12 protein-coding genes are annotated in these 17,688 nt (G+C 49.1%); 8 read left to right on the top strand and 4 right to left on the bottom strand.

What is annotated here, in order from left to right; all coding sequences use genetic code 11:
* Window positions 1–24 precede the first annotated feature (24 nt).
* Window positions 25–258 (top strand): acyl carrier protein, encoded by a 234-nt coding sequence (locus TBC1_RS09495; RefSeq protein ID WP_137305559.1) that lies wholly within the window; start codon window positions 25–27, stop codon window positions 256–258.
* Window positions 259–350: 92 nt separating this feature from the next.
* Here the strand turns inward: TBC1_RS09495 and TBC1_RS09490 are convergent, their stop codons facing one another.
* A complete protein-coding gene (locus TBC1_RS09490; protein ID WP_062041352.1) occupies window positions 351–2,366 on the bottom strand; it encodes an AMP-binding protein in 2,016 nt (671 codons plus the stop codon).
* Window positions 2,367–2,516: 150 nt separating this feature from the next.
* Here TBC1_RS09490 and TBC1_RS09485 point away from each other — a divergent pair, with 150 nt between their 5' ends.
* From TBC1_RS09485 to TBC1_RS09465, 5 genes are all read left to right on the top strand, one after another.
* Window positions 2,517–3,596, top strand: coding sequence for a 3-oxoacyl-ACP synthase III family protein (locus tag TBC1_RS09485; protein ID WP_062041348.1), 1,080 nt, complete (start codon window positions 2,517–2,519; stop codon window positions 3,594–3,596).
* A 64-nt stretch (window positions 3,597–3,660) separates the two neighbouring features.
* Window positions 3,661–4,395 carry an SDR family NAD(P)-dependent oxidoreductase gene (locus tag TBC1_RS09480; protein ID WP_062041345.1) on the top strand — a complete coding sequence of 245 codons (735 nt, stop codon included), beginning with the start codon at window positions 3,661–3,663 and terminating at the stop codon, window positions 4,393–4,395.
* 356 nt (window positions 4,396–4,751) lie between these two features.
* On the top strand, window positions 4,752–5,930 hold the full coding sequence (locus tag TBC1_RS09475; RefSeq protein WP_062036967.1) for an IS4 family transposase: 1,179 nt from the start codon (window positions 4,752–4,754) through the stop codon (window positions 5,928–5,930).
* A gap of 102 nt (window positions 5,931–6,032) precedes the next feature.
* Window positions 6,033–6,947 (top strand): glycosyltransferase family 2 protein, encoded by a 915-nt coding sequence (locus tag TBC1_RS09470; RefSeq protein ID WP_062041342.1) that lies wholly within the window; start codon window positions 6,033–6,035, stop codon window positions 6,945–6,947.
* Window positions 6,948–7,020: 73 nt separating this feature from the next.
* On the top strand, window positions 7,021–7,698 hold the full coding sequence (locus TBC1_RS09465; RefSeq protein ID WP_062041340.1) for a hypothetical protein: 678 nt from the start codon (window positions 7,021–7,023) through the stop codon (window positions 7,696–7,698).
* Between the two features lie 8 nt (window positions 7,699–7,706).
* Here the strand turns inward: TBC1_RS09465 and TBC1_RS09460 are convergent, their stop codons facing one another.
* Window positions 7,707–10,034, bottom strand: a complete 2,328-nt coding sequence (locus TBC1_RS09460) for a glucosamine-6-phosphate isomerase (protein ID WP_062041338.1) — start codon at window positions 10,032–10,034, stop codon at window positions 7,707–7,709.
* A gap of 332 nt (window positions 10,035–10,366) precedes the next feature.
* On the opposite strand from TBC1_RS09460, the gene TBC1_RS09455 reads away from it, so the two are divergent.
* A complete protein-coding gene (locus TBC1_RS09455) occupies window positions 10,367–12,202 on the top strand; it encodes an alpha-L-fucosidase (protein ID WP_082189549.1) in 1,836 nt (611 codons plus the stop codon).
* Between the two features lie 61 nt (window positions 12,203–12,263).
* Window positions 12,264–15,203 carry a GH92 family glycosyl hydrolase gene (locus TBC1_RS09450; RefSeq protein ID WP_082189548.1) on the top strand — a complete coding sequence of 980 codons (2,940 nt, stop codon included), beginning with the start codon at window positions 12,264–12,266 and terminating at the stop codon, window positions 15,201–15,203.
* A gap of 187 nt (window positions 15,204–15,390) precedes the next feature.
* On the opposite strand, the gene TBC1_RS09445 is transcribed toward TBC1_RS09450, so the two are convergent.
* Together TBC1_RS09445 and rsmA are read right to left on the bottom strand one after the other, a co-directional pair.
* On the bottom strand, window positions 15,391–16,710 hold the full coding sequence (locus TBC1_RS09445) for an oligosaccharide flippase family protein (RefSeq protein WP_062041332.1): 1,320 nt from the start codon (window positions 16,708–16,710) through the stop codon (window positions 15,391–15,393).
* Between the two features lie 51 nt (window positions 16,711–16,761).
* Window positions 16,762–17,541, bottom strand: coding sequence for a 16S rRNA (adenine(1518)-N(6)/adenine(1519)-N(6))-dimethyltransferase RsmA (gene rsmA / locus TBC1_RS09440; protein WP_062041329.1), 780 nt, complete (start codon window positions 17,539–17,541; stop codon window positions 16,762–16,764).
* Between the last annotated feature and the right edge of the window lie 147 nt (window positions 17,542–17,688).

Raw genomic sequence — 17,688 nt, 5'->3', positions numbered from 1 at the left:
GCCGCATCAATTAACGCCGCTTTTATGAACATTGACGACTTTATTACACACATTGAGGAAGAATTTGATGACCTGACGCCCGGAACCCTGAAGCCGGAAAGTATTTTCAGGGAAGTGTTTGAATGGAATTCCATCAATGCACTGATTCTTATTGCCATGGTTAAGACGGAATACGACGTGGCCATCAATGCGGAGGATATTGCGAATTCGAAGACTGTCGCAGATATTTACAGGATTATTGAAGAAAGGGTCAGCTAACCGGCCGGTAATAAACCACCCCTTAAAAATGTTCATTCACCCCGGCAAAACCGGATTTTATACCATCGGTTGCGGACTGGTCGTATAAATTTTTACTGCCTGCTGCCGGCTTCCCTGACAAGCAGATCGATGGAAATATCTTCGAACATCCGGTACGGCGGCAGTTCTATGCCATATCTGTTTTTGATTTCATCCGAAAGTTCCGAGGCTTTGAGCGAATCAATTCCGTAAGCAATCAGTGCGTCTGAATTGCCCACGGGTTTCCCCTGATTCAGTTTTGCAGAAACCCAGTTGCAGATAAAATCTGACAGACTGATGTTATCAGGTTGAAGTTCTGCAGAAAAATCTGCTTCGGGAAAGATTTTTTCGGCAATAATCTCCAGTTCACCTTTGAGCAGCATTTCACGGGCTGCTTTGTGCATCATCTTTCCGCTCGAAGTTTTGGGAATTGATCCGGTGCGGATCAGGCTGATACGCGCCGGCTGAATTTCATGTTCGGCCGATACCGATGCAACGATGTGTTCAAGAATGCCTGCTGTATCAGGCTTTCTCAGATATGTCCTTTCCAGTTCGGCAATGATGCACAGGCTTTCTTTGTAATTTACTTCGAGCGGAACAGCCGCTACGCAGGTTTTGCGGATGGAAGGATGGCAGTTTTCAACCGTTTTCTCAATGTCCTGGGGATAAAAGTTCTTCCCGTTAATAATGATCAAATTTTTAAGCCGTCCGGTAATATACAACTCCCCCTGATGTAAAAAGCCTAGGTCTCCTGTTCGAAGCCAACGGGGGTCGTTCATTCCGGCCGGTGAAACGCCGAAGGTTTCAGCTGTCAGCCTCTCATTATCCCAGTATCCTTTTGTAATGGTAGTGCCGCTCACCCATATTTCACCCACCCGATCTTCCTCCAACTTGAGGGAATTGTCAGGATTCACAATAATTATTTCAGTATCCATAATCGGGATACCATTGCTGACAATGTAATGTATATCATCTTCCGGGCCGGCCATTTCGATAAGATTCTCTTTAAGGGAATTGGTTTTAACAGGCAGACTGAATGGTCCCTTTTCATTTCTGGCGCCGGTCAGGATCAGCGTTGATTCCGCCATTCCGTAAGCCGGAAAGAAGGCGCCGGTTTTAAAACCACAGGATGAAAATTTTTCACTGAATCTGTCCATGGTTTGTTTTCGCACGGGTTCTGCCCCGCTGAACATAATCCGTAGCGTTGACAGATCAATACCACTAAGTTCATCATTAGCGATTCTATCGATACAATGGTTAAATGCAAAATCTGGACCTCCGCTCAGTCTGGCGCCATATCTGCTGATGGCTTTGAGCAGGGTAATAGGCTTTGAAATAAATATAAACGGTGGGATCAGTACGCTGTGTGAACCGGAGAAAACTGTTGAAAGGATGCCCAGAATTAATCCCAGATCGTGAAATTGCGGAACCCAATGGACATTGGTATCTTCAGGGCAAATGAGCATATACAACTGAAGTGACTTCAGGTTTACCATAATATTCCGGTGACTTACCATCACTCCCTTCGGGTTACCCGTTGATCCTGAAGTATACTGAAGAAACGCAAGTTGATTAAGATCCGGGTCTGCTGGCTTGAAATCTGATAGTCTGGGAGTAAGTTCCTCTGTTGCAAGCCATGGGATTGCAGAAAGGTAAGGGTCGTCAGAAAAGTTGCGCTCGAGCGAATTATTAATTTCTGTTGTAGCAAGGATTGCATTGGCATCACAATCAGCTGAAATAACGCGAATCCGGCTCAGGGAGCGGTTTTTCCGGGGTGGATATACCGGAACAGGAATTGCGCCGGCATACAGACAGCCAAAAAATGCAGCAATGAAATCGATACCGGCAGGATAAAACATCAGAACATTCTTCCCGGAAAGATCCATAGCGGATATTTTACCTGCGATGGTCGTCGCAGCTTTGTGCAATCCGCCGTAGGTAATCACCGCGGTCTCATTTTCTCCGTCGCCCAGAAAGGTGAATACCCTGCGTTCCGGATGCAGGGCAGCCCTCGTTTGCAACACAGTTACAATGGTAGCTTTGTCTGGCAGATGTCCAAGGTCGGCGGGAACCGGAGCAGTCGTAATCATCAATTAATCAATATTTTGTTGTTCATTCGGAGAATGAAAGATGTCATGCAAAGTTAGAAAATTGGGGGATCAACTGAAAATTAAAGTACATTTGCGATGATAGAGTCCAGATGAGAACCGGGTAGTTCTGGTTAACTATAATCCTTTTTTATGGCCATTTTCAGTATTTCTGATATACGGATGGCAGGCATGTCGGCCTGTGTTCCCCCAAAAGCGCTTTCAAACCATGATTATAAATGGATTAAAGTGAAGGAACGGGAACAGGTAATCAAAACCATTGGCGTGGAAAACCGCCATGTGGCAGAACCTGGTCAGACCACATCCGACCTTTGTTTTCAGGCGGCTGAACAATTGCTGGGCGAACTGAAGTGGGACAGGAATGAGATCAGCATCCTGGTATTTGTATCCCAAAGCCGCGATTACATCATCCCGTCAACCTCTGCCATCCTGCAGGACCGTTTGAAACTGCCGAAAAGCTGTATGGCCATCGACATCAATCTGGGGTGCTCGGGATACGTTTACGGCCTTTCGGTGATCGGCAGCATGATGAAGGCGGCCGGTCTGCATAAAGGATTGCTGCTGGTAGGCGATTTGTCGAACGTTACCTCCAGCTATCGTGACAAAAGCACCTATCCGCTGTTTGGCGACGCCGGCACTGCTACAGCCCTGGAATTTGATCCGGGCGCGGCACCCATGCAGTTCAACCTGCAAACCGACGGCAGCGGCTATGAAGCCATCATTATTTACGACGGGGGCGTGAGAAACCTGGCAAGTAAAAAATCTTTCGCAACCAGAAAATACGGCGAGGGCATTTACCGCAACCGGCTGCAGATTGCGCTGAACGGCATTGAAGTGTTTAACTTCTCGTTGCGTGAGGTGGTGCCAAACATAAAAACCACCCTCAAGCACTTTGGCCGCGAGTTGCCCGAATTTGACTACCTGCTTTTTCATCAGGCCAACCGCCTGATCAACGAAACCATCCGCAAAATGCTGAAGGTGGAGCCAGAGCGTGTTCCATATTCCCTGCGTGATTTCGGAAATACCAGCTGCGCTTCCATCCCGTTGACGATGGTTACACAAATCAGGGAGGCCCTGGAACAAAAGCCCAGGAAACTGCTGCTTTCAGCTTTCGGAATCGGGCTGTCGTGGGGTAGTGTACTGATGGAAACTTCAGGGCTGGTGGTGCCTCCGCTCACGGAACTGGAACCGGCATCACAGCCCGGAGTATAAACTGAGCCTCGCTTCGGGAAGAATCGCTGTAGCAATTTGTAAACTAAACGATGAATTTCCAGATATGAATGCATTTGATCTAAGCGGTAAAACAATTCTGGTTACCGGCGCTTCGTCAGGGCTCGGGCGGCAAACCGCCATTACGGCCAGCGGGTATGGCGCCGGGGTGGTGATTACCGGCCGGGACACAGCCCGGCTGAATGAAACCTTTCAGTTACTCGAAGGGGATGGGCATCAGCAAATCACGGCCGATCTCACCCTGCAACCGGATATTGACCGGTTGGTGGCTGCCCTGCCCGTGCTGAACGGGGTGGTATACAGCACCGGCATTTCCGACCTGGCTCCGGCGCGCTTCATCACCGCCGAAACCATTGCTAAAACCTTTCGCGTGAGTTTTGATGCAGCCGTATTGCTTACGGCGGGGTTGCTCGGCAAAAAGAAGCTGGCTAAAAACCAGTGCTCGCTGGTGTATATTTCTTCCATTTCGACAAGATATCCTTTTGTGGGCGGGGCCATGTACATCAGTGCAAAAGCGGCCCTGGAGGCTTATGCCCGCGTACTGGCGCTGGAACTGGCACCCAAAGGCATCAGGGTCAATTGTGTGGCTCCGGCATTTGTGCGCACCCCCATGCTCGACGATACCGCCGCCAACTATTCGCAGGAAGCGGTAAATATGATCGAAGCCCGTCAGATTCTGGGCCTGGGCGATCCGGAAGATGTGGCCAATTCAATTGTTTATTATCTGTCCGATGCTTCGAAGTGGGTGAGCGCCACCAGCCTGGTGCTGGGCGGCGGATAATTCACAATCACTGCCTGTGCTGAAAGCATTGAAGCATCAGAAATACAGCGAAGCGACGTTCAACCCGGTAAATCCGCAATCCAAAATCCGCAACCGAACGAAGTGAGTTCACCGAAGGTAATCCGAAATCGCAAATCCGAAATTAGGAGTGTTCAAAACATCAAACGACATTTCAAAAAGTTCTTTGGCATCATGAAAATCAAAGGTTTTTAACAAAACAAGGTATTGTAATTAACAGTGATGTCTTTGTTTGTCTGAAAATAGCTGGTTATCAACAAAATATGTTTGCCACTGTTGGCAAAAACTCTCTATAATCAAGACAATCAACTTGTTAAGGACTTATATTTGTTCCTGCAATGGGAACAGATTGTAAGCAGGGTATAAAAGTCCAAGACTTACTCAAGCTTATACCTGATGACTTGTTGGCTGATTTGAGTTCAGAAACCAACGTTGATTATCAGGTAAAAAAGCTTTATGGCAGGAATGTCTTTAGCCTTTTACTGTTTGGACTGATAGAAAGCGATCGTCTTGGTCTCAGGTCGCTAGAGGATTTTTATAACTCCACCCATTACAAGGTGCTGTTTAATATTCCAAATAAAAACACAACCAAATATAACTCTCTATCTGCTCGTCTTGCAACTATGAATGTTGACTTTTTTCGAAAGGCCTATGAAGCTATATACGAGCAATGTTCTCAACTCTACGATGAAAACGATCTGGCTTTGAATTACAAATTATCCAGAGTTGATTCAACAATGGTTTGTCAGACAGCTGCTAAACTGGAAAATGGGATCCATGTTGGCTGTAAGAAAGATGGTAAAAAGCAGATTAAATATACTGTTTGTCTGACCGATATGTTTCCTAGTAGTGTTGAGGTTTTTAATCAGCAATGCCATATCAGCGAAAACCTCACCATTCCTAAGGCGATATTCAGGGTGATTGACAAGAACAAAGACAATGTCTTTGTTTTTGATCGGGGAGTATCTGACCGACAAACTTTCTGTAAGTTGGACCAGGAAGAATACACTTTTGTTACAAGACTGAAATCAGATGCAAGATTTATTGCTCTGGAAGATTTTGAGATAAGTCAAGACCAAAAAGTAAGAAATCTTACAATCCTTAAAGATCAACGTGTTTACTTATATAAGAGTGGAACATCAGTAGTTGAGCATTCTTTTAGACTTGTACAGGCAATAAATGATAAGGGATATCCTTACTTCTTTCTTACCAATATGTTCTCTATCCCAGCCAAAGACATAATAACAATTTATAAATCAAGGTGGGATATTGAGGTCTTTTTCAGATTCATTAAGCAGGAATTGAACTTTTCCCACTTCATCAGTGTGAATGAAAACGGAATTAAGATCCTCTTGTACATGACCCTTATTCTCTCCATGCTGATTCTGATCTATAAAAAGATTAATGGATTGGGGTATAAAACAGCTAAAAGAAGGTTCATGATCGAAATGTGGGATATCATCGCCATAATTATGATCAAACATAGTGGAGGTGATCCAAGTCTCGTCTTCAGGTGAAAAGCTATACCTTTGATTTTCAATACGTCAATGAACTCGTGATTCTTTTGTTCTTTTTATTTGTGGTTTTGAACACTCCTAATCCGAAATCCAAAATTCCCTATGCCCGATTATTCAATTATAGTCCCGGTTTATAACAGCAAAGACAGCCTCGGGGAACTGTTTTCACGGATAGATCAGACCTTGGAGCGCCCGGGCCTTTCATTCCGGGTGATTTTTGTGGACGATGGCAGTACCGATCAAAGCTGGGAAGTCATCAGCGCTATACGCCAGCAGCATCCCGGCAAGGTAACCGCCATCCGGCTGGCCCGCAACTACGGGCAGCACAACGCCACGCTCTGCGGTATTGCACAGGCCGAAGGTGACCACATCATTACCATTGATGATGATCTGCAGAACCCGCCAGAGGAAATCCCCCGGCTGATCGCCACCATGAAGGAAGAAGACGCCGATCTGGTGTACGGAATTTATAACAGGAAACAGCACTCCATAATGCGCAATATGGGCAGCGCCATTATCCGCGGAAGCTCCAAGCGCCTGTTCAGTACCAAGGGGCAGGGCTCTTCTTTCAGGCTGATGAAGTCGTCGCTGGCTAAAAGCCTGCTGAACCACCAGATCAACTTTGTATACATCGATGAGTTGTTTAACTGGTACACCTCCCATATCTCTTTTGCATTGGTTGAACATCACAAGCCGCCCTACAGGAAGTCGAATTACTCGCCCCGCTCGCTTTTCAGAATGATGAGCAACCTCGTAATCTATTATACCGCTGTTCCGCTGAAACTGATGGTTTACGGCGGACTGATATCGTCCATCATAAGTTTTATCGTGGGTGTGGCGTTTATTTACCGCAAGGTTGTTTCCGACGTTCCCCTGGGATTCACCGCCCTGATCGTTGCCATATTGTTCTCCACCAGCATCATCCTGCTTTCGCTGGGCGTAATCGGTGAATACCTCAGCCGCATTTATGCGGTGCAGAACCGTAAACCGCCTTTTGCCATCAGGGAGATACTTTAATGATGGTGTGAGGTACACGGCAGTGCCTTTTAGTCAGTTTGCCTCAAAAAAATGAAAGAAGAAGACCCGGAAGATGAAACTCTTAAAATACGGTATCACCCTTGAACGCCTCAAAGAAACAGATATTGAACTGGTAAGGCATTGGAGGAATTCCGACCCTGTGCGGCTGAATATGGCATACCGTGAGATTATATCTCCCGAACAGCAGTTGGAATGGTTCAGGTCTGTCGATAACCTGGAGAACAACTACCTGTTGATTTATTACAAAGGGGAAAAGATCGGGCTGCTCAACGATAAAAATGTGAACTGGGAGGCGCGGACCTCCGAGTCGGGGTTGTTTCTGGGGCGCACTGAGTTTTATTCCACCTTTGTGCCTTACCTGGTTTCCGTGGCCGGAATAGAGACGACGTTTTACTTTTTGAACTGGAACAAACAGTACGCGCATATCCTCCGCGGCAACGCCCGGGCTATCAGTTACAATGCACAGTTAGGCTACAGACTTTGCCCGGATCAGGAAGAAGCGGAAAACCAGCAATATGAACTGACCCGTGAGGGATTTGAGCTGAAGGCCGGCAGGATCAGGAAAGCGGTGCGCCAGCTTGCCGGGGATGACCTGAAAACTACCTTGCTGCTGGAGCCGGAAGATTATAAATCGGGGCTTGCCCTGCGTTACGAGTCCCTGCTGGCGGCCTGTCCTTTGCCTCTCCGGCGCGATGAAGATGCTGCCGGTGTCTGGATACGCGAAGTCTGAAGCCTGCCTTATGCTTCTGTTCCTTCCGATAGTTTTTTCAGCGATCTGGCGATGCCGGTAAATTCATCCACATTCATTTCTTTAATATACAGCAAGCCGTGGGTAGCCCTGATCAGGGCATTGTTGTTTTCGTAGAAGAAGTTTTTGCCCAGCAGCAACTGTATCTGTTTCAGTTGTTTCACCCATGTTTTGCGTGTCAGCTCGCTGAAAGGCCCGTCGTATTCAAAACTGGGAAATGAGGCGTGCACCTGGCTGAGGTAGCTTTCGGCAAATGATTTCTCCAGTACGGCCAGAGAGTTGAGCGAAACGGGAACCAGCAGGTCGGCATCGGCGGGATGAAAACGGTACCATACGTTGCGGTAGCCGAGGATCCGCAATTGTGAAAGATCGGCTTCCCTGCTCCATTCCTGTACCGCCCCTGCAATGGCCTGCAGCACTTTGTAATGGGTGTCGGGGCCGCTGCCTTCCGGATCAAGGGCCAGGCTGATGATGGTCGGCTTGATTTCCCTGAGTTGCTGAAGGATGGGGAGCATATCCCGGTTTTTCTCAGGGTTCTCGGTAAAAATCTCACCCTTGTAAAAGCCCAAACGCAGGTGATGCACATTCTTCACGGGCACGCCGTAATAGGCCCATACCAGCTCCTCTTCAAATTCGCGCAGCATCCCCTTAAGCTTCTGGATGTCGGGTGGATTTTTGCTGCCGTCATAGCTTTCCTTCAGCGTATTCACCACGTTCTTCAGCACTTTCCGGAGTTCAAAACGATCTTCAGTTTCCCAGATAACCACCGCCGACCGGACAATGCGGTGACACAGTCCCCTGCGTTTTTCATATTCATTCTGCCGGGCCACATTGTCGAGGAAATGGTACACATCTTTATCCCATTTAAAAGCATAGCCTTTTTTGAAGAAATCCGGATAGAGGATCATCTGGATTTCGCCTTTCTCGAGCATTTCCAGGGTGTCTTCCAGCGCACTGATAAGGAAGTGGTTGGTGACGGCCGTAAAGCCTGAGGTCATCACTGCAAAATGAATATCGTTGGTTGCTGTACGGAGCTGCCGGTTGGTGTATGGCATAATGCCCAGCATAATATCGTCGTGGTGCGGCCCTGTGTGATATATCACCTGGTTTTCGTCACGCTTCATGCCTTTCTGCAGCTTGTCCATGATTGCACTGACCACCCCGGGAACTGTTTGTTCGCCCAGATCCGGAATCAGCGAACACCAGGGGTCGGCCCTGAGTTCGTCAATTGTCAGGTTGTGACCGTATTTATCGAGTTTCGTGCAAAGATCAATCACCGCCCTTTCGGTTTTACGCCGGGTCCACTCACCGGTTTTGTAGTAGCGCTCCACGGAATCGCTTAGCCGGCTGGCAGCGCCTTCGGTAAGGTAGAAGCGGGCATTGGGCAGTCGTTGAAGTACCGTGGCCGGATAAACAGTATTGATTTCGCTTTCAAGCGCTGATTTTACCACTTCGGCTTTGGCCTCTCCGGCGGCAAAAATTATGGCTACTGCATCCGGATTGTAAGTGATGGTTCCCAATCCGATGGTGATCACCAGGCGGTTACGGGAGATTTCAATGCCCCCGAGGTCGCCGGCGGCTACGGCCTGGGTTTCAAAATTGGTTTGTGTTAACCTTGTGGTTGACCAGAGGTCAGATCCCCGGGTGTTGAAGGCAATGTGCCCATCAGGACCTATACCGCCAAGAAAGAATCCTATACCTCCCTTTTCACGGATTTTTGCTTCATACTCAGAACACCAGTTGTCGATGGCAAAAATGGAAGCCTTGCGGACCTCTTCATCTGCCGATCGGGATTCGCGGTAACGCAGGCTTAAATCGATGGCAGATCCGGGGAAGACCTCGCTGTAATGCCTGCCTCCGGGCAACGGGATTTCTTCGGCATTGATCAGCAACGCCCTGCCGGGATCAAGTCCGAAGCCGCGGATGTAATATTCTGTCACATAGTTGTGAAATGAGTTGTGCTGTGCCGGAGAAATGGGGTAGAACTCATCGATCTGTACAAACTGCAGTCCCCTGAGATCCGGTTTTCTGAGCGATCCCAGTCCGTATCTGCCCAGCAACTGGCGAATTTCTTCCCTGTTCCAGTTTTCGAGGATATGGTGGGTATTCTTGATGAAATACTCGGGCGTTTTTCCGGTAGGAAGGCTGATGACCCCTTCCGGATTCCCGGAAACCCACTCCAGAAAACGCAGCGAGGTGAACAGCCCCAGAGAGGGGAAGTCTCCCGTAATGATGTAAGGGATGCGTGCCGACATCTTCTCAACTCCTGAAAGGGCCGAAAAGGCCTGCTCGACCGGAGAAAACTCTGTGTGATTCATATTGCTCACTTTTTTTACCGGTTCAACTTATGAACTCCGCCGCAGGAAGACCATACCCCGGTATTTTGATACCGCTCACTCAGGCTGGTTGTGAACAGGAAGTCAGCGCCAGACCGGAAAAATGTATCTTTACGTACGTCAATTTACAACTGTGCGACATCTGCAACACATGACTTTCAGAATCTTTAACCATGATTGCTTTTATTGCCTTTGCAAAGATACGCTATGATTAAAATTAACAGACAACTTCTGAAAAAAAATTAAAAAGGCCTGGTATTCCAAGCCTGCTTTTGTACATTTGCAGGAGAGTCGGATGCTAAAAACTATTCCGGATGAAAAAAGTGGTTCAAGTACTAATGATCTTACCGGCACTGTTGCTCACAGGGGCATTGCCGCTGAGCGCGCAGGAAGACGGTAAGGTGTCTGAAGTTCCTTCATGGGAAGCACTGCGCAACCGTGAATACCCCAGGTGGTTCAGCAACGATAAGCTGGGGATATTCATACACTGGGGCGTTTATTCGGTGCCTTCGTATGGCGGGGCTGAGTCGTATGCCGAGTGGTATCTGCTCGGGCTGAAACACGGAACGCACAACCGCGTCGATTTTATGAAAAAGAACTACGGGGAGAATTTCACATACAGGGATTTTGTGCCACTGTTCAAAGCTGAGTTGTTTGACCCCGATGAGTGGGCTGAGATTTTTAAGAAATCCGGAGCCGGTTACATCGTATTGGTAAGTAAACATCATGATGGTTACTGCCTTTGGCCCAGTGCGTATGCCCCGGGCTGGAACAGTGTGGATACAGGTCCGGGCCGCGATATCGTGGGCGAAGTGGCGGAAGCCGTGCGGAAGCGGGGAATCCGCTTTGGTCTGTACTATTCCCTCCCGGAATGGGATCATCCCCTGCACCGCTGGTATGAGGATCCGAACGATTCCATCGGCGATTATGTGGAGCAGCACATGATTCCGCAGTTTAAAGAGCTGGTGTCGGCCTACCGTCCCGACCTGATCTTTACCGACGGGGAGTGGTACAATACGGCGGAACAATGGCATGCCCGTGAGCTGATTTCCTGGTATTACAACCTTGTCGGACCCGATGCCATCGTGAATGACCGATGGGGCAGCGGAGCCGACATCGGATTCCGCACTCCCGAATACAGCTCGGGCGGTTTGAATGCCGACCGCCCCTGGGCCGAGGTGAGGGGACTGGGCCGCTCATTCGGACTCAACCGCAACGAAAAACTTTCGGCATACATGTCGCCCCGCGACCTTATCCATCTTTTTGCCCGCACCGTTGCTTATGGTGGTGGACTCATTATCAATGTCGGTCCGGCTGCCGACGGAAAAATTCCGCTGCTTCAGCAGGAGCGTATTGAAGCACTCGGTGAATGGCTTGAAATCAACGGAGAGGCTATCTACGGAAGCGAACGCTGGATCCGCAGCGGGGAAGAAAAACCGGTGGAACTCACCCGCACCGACCCGCAGGTCAATTTCAACTGGGTACGCAACTCCCCAGGATACCCGGTGGTGGAAGACAATTTTACGGCCGAATGGACCGGCTGGATCAAACCCGGACATACTGCAAATTATACCTTCTCGGCAATGGCCAACGACGGCATGCGCCTGTTTATCGACGGTAAACCCGTGCTCGATCAATGGGATTCAGAAACCGGAGGTACCGACTCTGAAGCCATGCGCAGCAGAACCGGGGCGGATGTAAACGGCACCATTACGCTCGAAAAGGGGAAATTCTATGCGGTTACGGTAAACTTCACCGAAAAAACCCACGATGCGGATATTGCGCTGTCGTGGGAATGTCCCGGTCTGCCGAAAGAGATTGTACCGAAAAAAAACCTGTTTAGCCGGAAAGACCTGCCGGAGGGCGACGGCCTGAACGCCGTATACCGCTCCATGCGACAGCACATTGCCTATACGACAAACCGCGGTAACCTGTATGCCATTTGCTTTGAATGGCCGGGACAAAGCCTTCGAGTAAATACAGGAGCAAAGCCTCCGGTGGGCGAAGTGAGCCTGCTGGGCCGTGATGGAAGTCTGCCCTGGAAGATGGAAGGCGATGAACTGCTCATCGACCTGAGCGGTATTCAGTACAATGAAATGCCCGGCCATTACGCATGGACATTCAAAATGGAAGGCCTTGCCAAACCTTAGGCCTGATCAAAGTTTAATACAATTTGTTACAAAACCGATCCTGAATTTAATCCCCTACCCGATGAAAAAGCTGTCCGTAACATTAATCACCCTGCTGTTTGCTGTTTTTTTCAGCGCCTGCGATCGTCAGGCGGAAACCGGTGAACCTGCATCTTATGTTGACCCGTTTATAGGAACCGGAGGGCATGGGCACACCTATCCCGGGGCAACGGTTCCGTTCGGGATGGTTCAACTGAGTCCGCAAACGCGCCTCGACGGCTGGGACGGATGCTCGGGCTACCATTTTACCGACAGCGTGATATACGGTTTTGCACATACAGCCCTCAACGGTACCGGCGTAAGCGACTACGGCGACATACTTGTAATACCTGTCGTGGGCGAACCGGTTTTTAAAAACACAGAGTACAGCTCTTCTTTCAGCAAAAGCAGCGAAAAAGCCGAAGCCGGTTATTACAGCGTAAAGCTTGATAAGCCGGGGGTTCTTGCCGAATTGACAGCCACCACCCGTGCTGGCTACCACCGTTATACTTTCCCGGCTTCCGAAGCGGCCAACTTTATTATCGATCTTCAGCATCGCGACATTGTGCTGGAATCGTGGATTGAGTTTGTCAGCGATACCGAAATCAGGGGGATGCGCCGCTCCACCAACTGGGCAAAAGATATGGTCTGGTATTTCCATATGCAGTTCTCTAAACCCATCGCCCGCAAGGGCATTGTCGTGAACGACACCCTGATGGCAGATGCTTTGCGTGCCGAAGGAACAAACATTAAGGCTTTTGCAGGATTTGCCACTACAGAAGGCGAACAGATTGAAGTGAAGGTAGGCCTCTCTGCCGTCGACAGCGAGGGTGCCCTGAAAAACCTGACGGCAGAAATACCGGAATGGAATTTTGATGAAATCCGGAAACAGAGTTTCGATACCTGGAATAAGGAGTTGGGCAAAATACGCGTCAAAGGCGGCAGCGACGAGCAGATGAAGGTGTTTTATTCGGCCCTCTATCACGCCATGATGCAGCCCAATACCTTTATGGATACGGACGGTCGTTACCGCGGTATGGACCGGGGCATTCATACAGCCGAAGGGTTTACCAACTATACGGTATTCTCCCTGTGGGATACCTACCGTACCTGGCATCCGCTGATGACCATCATAGAACAGGAGCGAACCACCGACTTCATCAAAACCATGCTCAATATGTACGAAAAGGGCGGATTACTGCCTGTTTGGGAACTTGCCGGTAACGAAACATGGTGTATGATCGGAAACCATGCCATTCCCGTGATCGCCGATGCCTGGATGAAGGGAATCCGGAATTACGACGGCGACAAAGCTTTTGAAGCCATGGTAAAGAGCGCCTCACAGGACCACCACGGCCTGGAGTTTTACCGCAAATACGGCTACATACCCGGCGACAAGGAGCATGAATCCATTTCGAAAACCCTGGAATATGCCTATAACGACTGGTGTATTGCTGCGATGGCAAAGGATCTGGGACGCGATAACCTTTACCGTGAATACCTACGCAGGGCACAATCGTACAAGAACATCTTCGATCCATCCACCGGCTTTATGCGTCCGAAACTCAACGGAAGCTGGCTTACCCCTTTCGATCCCACAACGGTCGACTGGCATTTTACCGAAGCCAATTCGTTTCATTACAGCTACTATGTTCCCCAGGATATCAGCGGTTTGATGGCGCTTCACGGAAGTAAGGAGCAGTTTGCTGCAAAAATTGATGAGCTGTTTACCACCGAAACTGAAGTGGGCGGTCGCGATATGAAGGACATCTCCGGATTGATCGGCCAGTATGCCCAGGGGAATGAACCCAGTCACCATATGGCTTACCTCTACAACTTCGTCGGACAGCCCTGGAAAACCCAGCAGCGGGTTCGCCGGATTATGGATGATTTTTACACGCCTCAGCCCGACGGACTCATCGGTAACGAAGATTGCGGACAAATGTCGGCCTGGCTGATCATGAGCGCCATGGGATTTTATCCGGTTACTCCCGGATTGCCTGAATACATTATAGGTACCCCTTGGTTCCCTGAAATGGAGATCACGCTTGAGAACGGCAATGTGCTGAAAATCATTGCTAAGAATGTCTCTGAAGAGAATTTTTACATTCAGTCGGCGACCCTTAACGGGGAAAAGTACACCAGATCATTCATCAGTCATGACGATTTGATGAAAGGCGGCGAACTTGTGTTTATCATGGGAAGCAAGCCCAGCCAATCGTGGGGCACCGGGGAAGGAAATGAGCCGGTGACCTCAATCACGGAAGAACTGATTTTGCCTGTTCCTTTCCTGATTGCTCCTGATGCCCGTTTCCGGGATGTCATGCAGGTGAGTGTAGGAACAATCGTTCCGGGGTGCGAGGTGTTTTACACCATTGACGGAAGCACTCCCGACCGCAATTCGGCAAGATTTACAGGTCCGGTAACCCTGAGCGCCACCACGACTTTCAAAGCCATCACATACAGGGAAGGGTTCGGATACAGTCTGCCCGTTGAAGGCAACTTTTATAAAATTGACCTGAACCGCAAGGTAGAATTACTTTCGGAGTACCACCCCAATTACCATGGCGGTGGCCCCGAAGCGCTGATCGACGGCCTGCGCGGTGCCGGAAACTGGAGGCTGGGCGGCTGGCAGGGATATCAGGGTACGGATTTCGAAGCCATTGTCGACCTGGGGAGCAAAAAGCCGGTGCGCAAAGTGGCTGCAGGTTTTGTGCAGGATGTACGCTCCTGGATCTGGATGCCGGTTGAAGTCGTTTTTTCGGTATCCGATGATGGCAGCAACTTCAGAGAAATCAGCAGGGTGAAAAATACCATTCCTGTCACCGACTATGAAATGAGGACTGCTGATCTTGGCGCTAAGGTCAGTACTTCAGCCCGTTATGTGAAGGTAAAAGCTGAAAATTTCGGAACCATACCCCCGTGGCATCTGGGCGCCGGGGGACAGGCTTACATCTTTGTGGATGAAATCATTGTGGAATAGACAGAAGACTGGCCTATTTGGTTAGCTACCGGTTAGTCAGACAATGTATGAAATGACCTGACAAGTTTTCTTTCAACTTGTTAGGTCTTCTTAACAAGGGCTTCTTGAAACTGGATTGACCTAACAAGTCTTCTTCCGACTTGTCAGGCCTTCTTGTTATTTTGTTCTTCTAAAATAATCCGATTTTTCAATGCTCAATCCTGCTTTCAGGTTTCTTTTTCCTGTCGATGAATCGTTTTACAAAATTCCAGTCCTCTTTCCCAAACCTGAATATCTCTTTCACCGGCATTCCGCTGATTCGTGAGAATACGAAAAGGTAGATCACGGAAGCCAGGGTATAGCTCACATTGGTGGCCATCACGGCTCCGTTGGCGCCATAGCCGGGAATCCAAAGATAGTTGAGCACAACATTTACCAGCAGGGCGGGGGCAAAGGCTTTCAAGGCGGCATCGGGTCGTCCGGCACCGGCCAGCTGACCACTAAGCACACGGAATGCGATAATCATGATGATGCCGGGCATAATGGTCTGCATCACCCTTACACTGGGCAGGTATTCCGTACCAAAAATCAGAGGAACCAGCAGGGGCGAAAACAATACAATTGCGGCCGAGATTATAATTCCGGCGATCAGTGAGATCCTCAGCAGCCTTGCGGTACTTTGGTTCAGCAAATTCTTATCGGTGGCGTTGGCGCTGCGGCTCATCACTACCACCCCGATGGCCAGCGGTATCTGCCACAGCATTTCGGCTACTGAAACCCCGAGTGAGTAGATTCCCACTTCACGCGGCACGGAAAGCACCTTGAGCAGCACCACGTCAATGCGGTAATTAAACTGTATCGTAAGAAAAGAGAGGGCATAAACCACGCCTGTTCCGAGCATTTTAAGGATCAGGGGATTTTTAACAGAGAGCCGGGTTTTAAACCGGCGCAGCAACATGGATATGGCCAGCAGGGCAACGACGGTGTTACCCATAAGCAGGGAGGCTACAGCCCCGAAGAGCCCGAGTTTCAGAAAATATACCATGGCGACAGCCAGCAGCAGCGTGAAAAGTCCGGTCAGCCAGTTCATCATATTGGCTTTGGGGATTTCCTCTTTGCCCAGAAAAACACCACCGGCATAAATGGTCGTCAGCCGCATGGGTATGGTGGTCAGGGCCATGGCCAGCAGGGCAGGTGTATAGCCTTTGGTGCCGATCAGTGCATATGCAGCAGCACTGAAAATCACGCCAAGTACCGAGGTGAAAATAAGTATGGTAAGCATGGCCGAAACAAGGTTGTTTTCATCTTCGCGGCCTGAGCCGATCAGAAATACCGTGGTCGGACGTATGCCCATCTGGAAAAAACTCACCACCAGCGTCGGGACAACAATCAGGGCGGTATAGAGTCCGTAGCCATCGGTACCCAGCAGGCGCGAAAGCAAAATCACCAGCCCGAAGTTGGTCAGCAGGGTAAACACATTGCTGCCCAGTACTCCGGCAATATCCTGAAAATATGATCTTTTTGGCAAGAGGTTCTCTGATGTGATTAGTCTGATGCAAATGTAGGGAAATAGAATGGCTCAGCTTGCCTTCTGTTGAATTACCCGGCCGGTAATATAGATAAACTCCTCTATACCCAATTGCTCCGCTCTTTTGGTAAACAATTGATCCAGACGTTCATCAGGTGCGAATTTAAAGGACTTTAATCCGTTCTTCAGGGTTTTGCGCCTTTGGTTAAAAGCGGTTTTCACTACGTTCACAAACAGTTTTTCATCACACCCCAGTGCGTTTACCTGGTTTCTTCTCAACCGGATGACCGCCGATTTTACCTTTGGAGGCGGGTGAAACACATGCTCACTTACGGTAAACAGGTATTCAATATCATACCATGCCTGAAGCAGCACACTGATAATACCGTAGGTTTTGCTTCCGGGAGGGGCTGCAATCCGCTCGGCCACTTCTTTCTGAAACATCCCCACCACTTCGGGAATCTGATTCCGGTAATCCAATACCCTGAAGAGTATTTGTGAGGAGATATTGTAAGGAAAATTGCCGATGACCGAGAACGGGCCTTCGAAAAGCTGATCAACCGGTATCCTGAGGAAATCGCCCTCAATGAAGTTGTCAGCCGCTTCAGGAAATGTTTTTTTCAGATAAGGAACAGAATCCCGGTCCACATCAATGGCCAGGAATTTATTAACGGGAAGTTCAAGCAGGTATTTGGTGAGCACACCGGTTCCGGGGCCGATTTCAAGCAATGCGTCACAGGGCAGACTGAGGCTGTCCGTAATTTTTCGGGCGATGTTTTCATCTTTCAGAAAATGCTGCCCCAGGTGTTTCTTTGCCCTTACAGGTTCCATGGAATTTCGGATTTCGGATTTTCGATTTCTGATTTCGCTTGTCTCGGGAGACGGCGATAGCCGGATAACGAGAGATTTCGGATTTAGGATTTGCGATTGCGGATTAGGAGTGTTCAAAACCACAAATAAAAAGAACAAAAGAATCAC

The sequence above is a fragment of the Lentimicrobium saccharophilum genome, assembly GCF_001192835.1.
In the GTDB taxonomy this organism is placed as follows: Bacteria; Bacteroidota; Bacteroidia; order Bacteroidales; family Lentimicrobiaceae; genus Lentimicrobium; species Lentimicrobium saccharophilum.
This window is presented reverse-complemented; position numbering and strand designations above follow the sequence as displayed.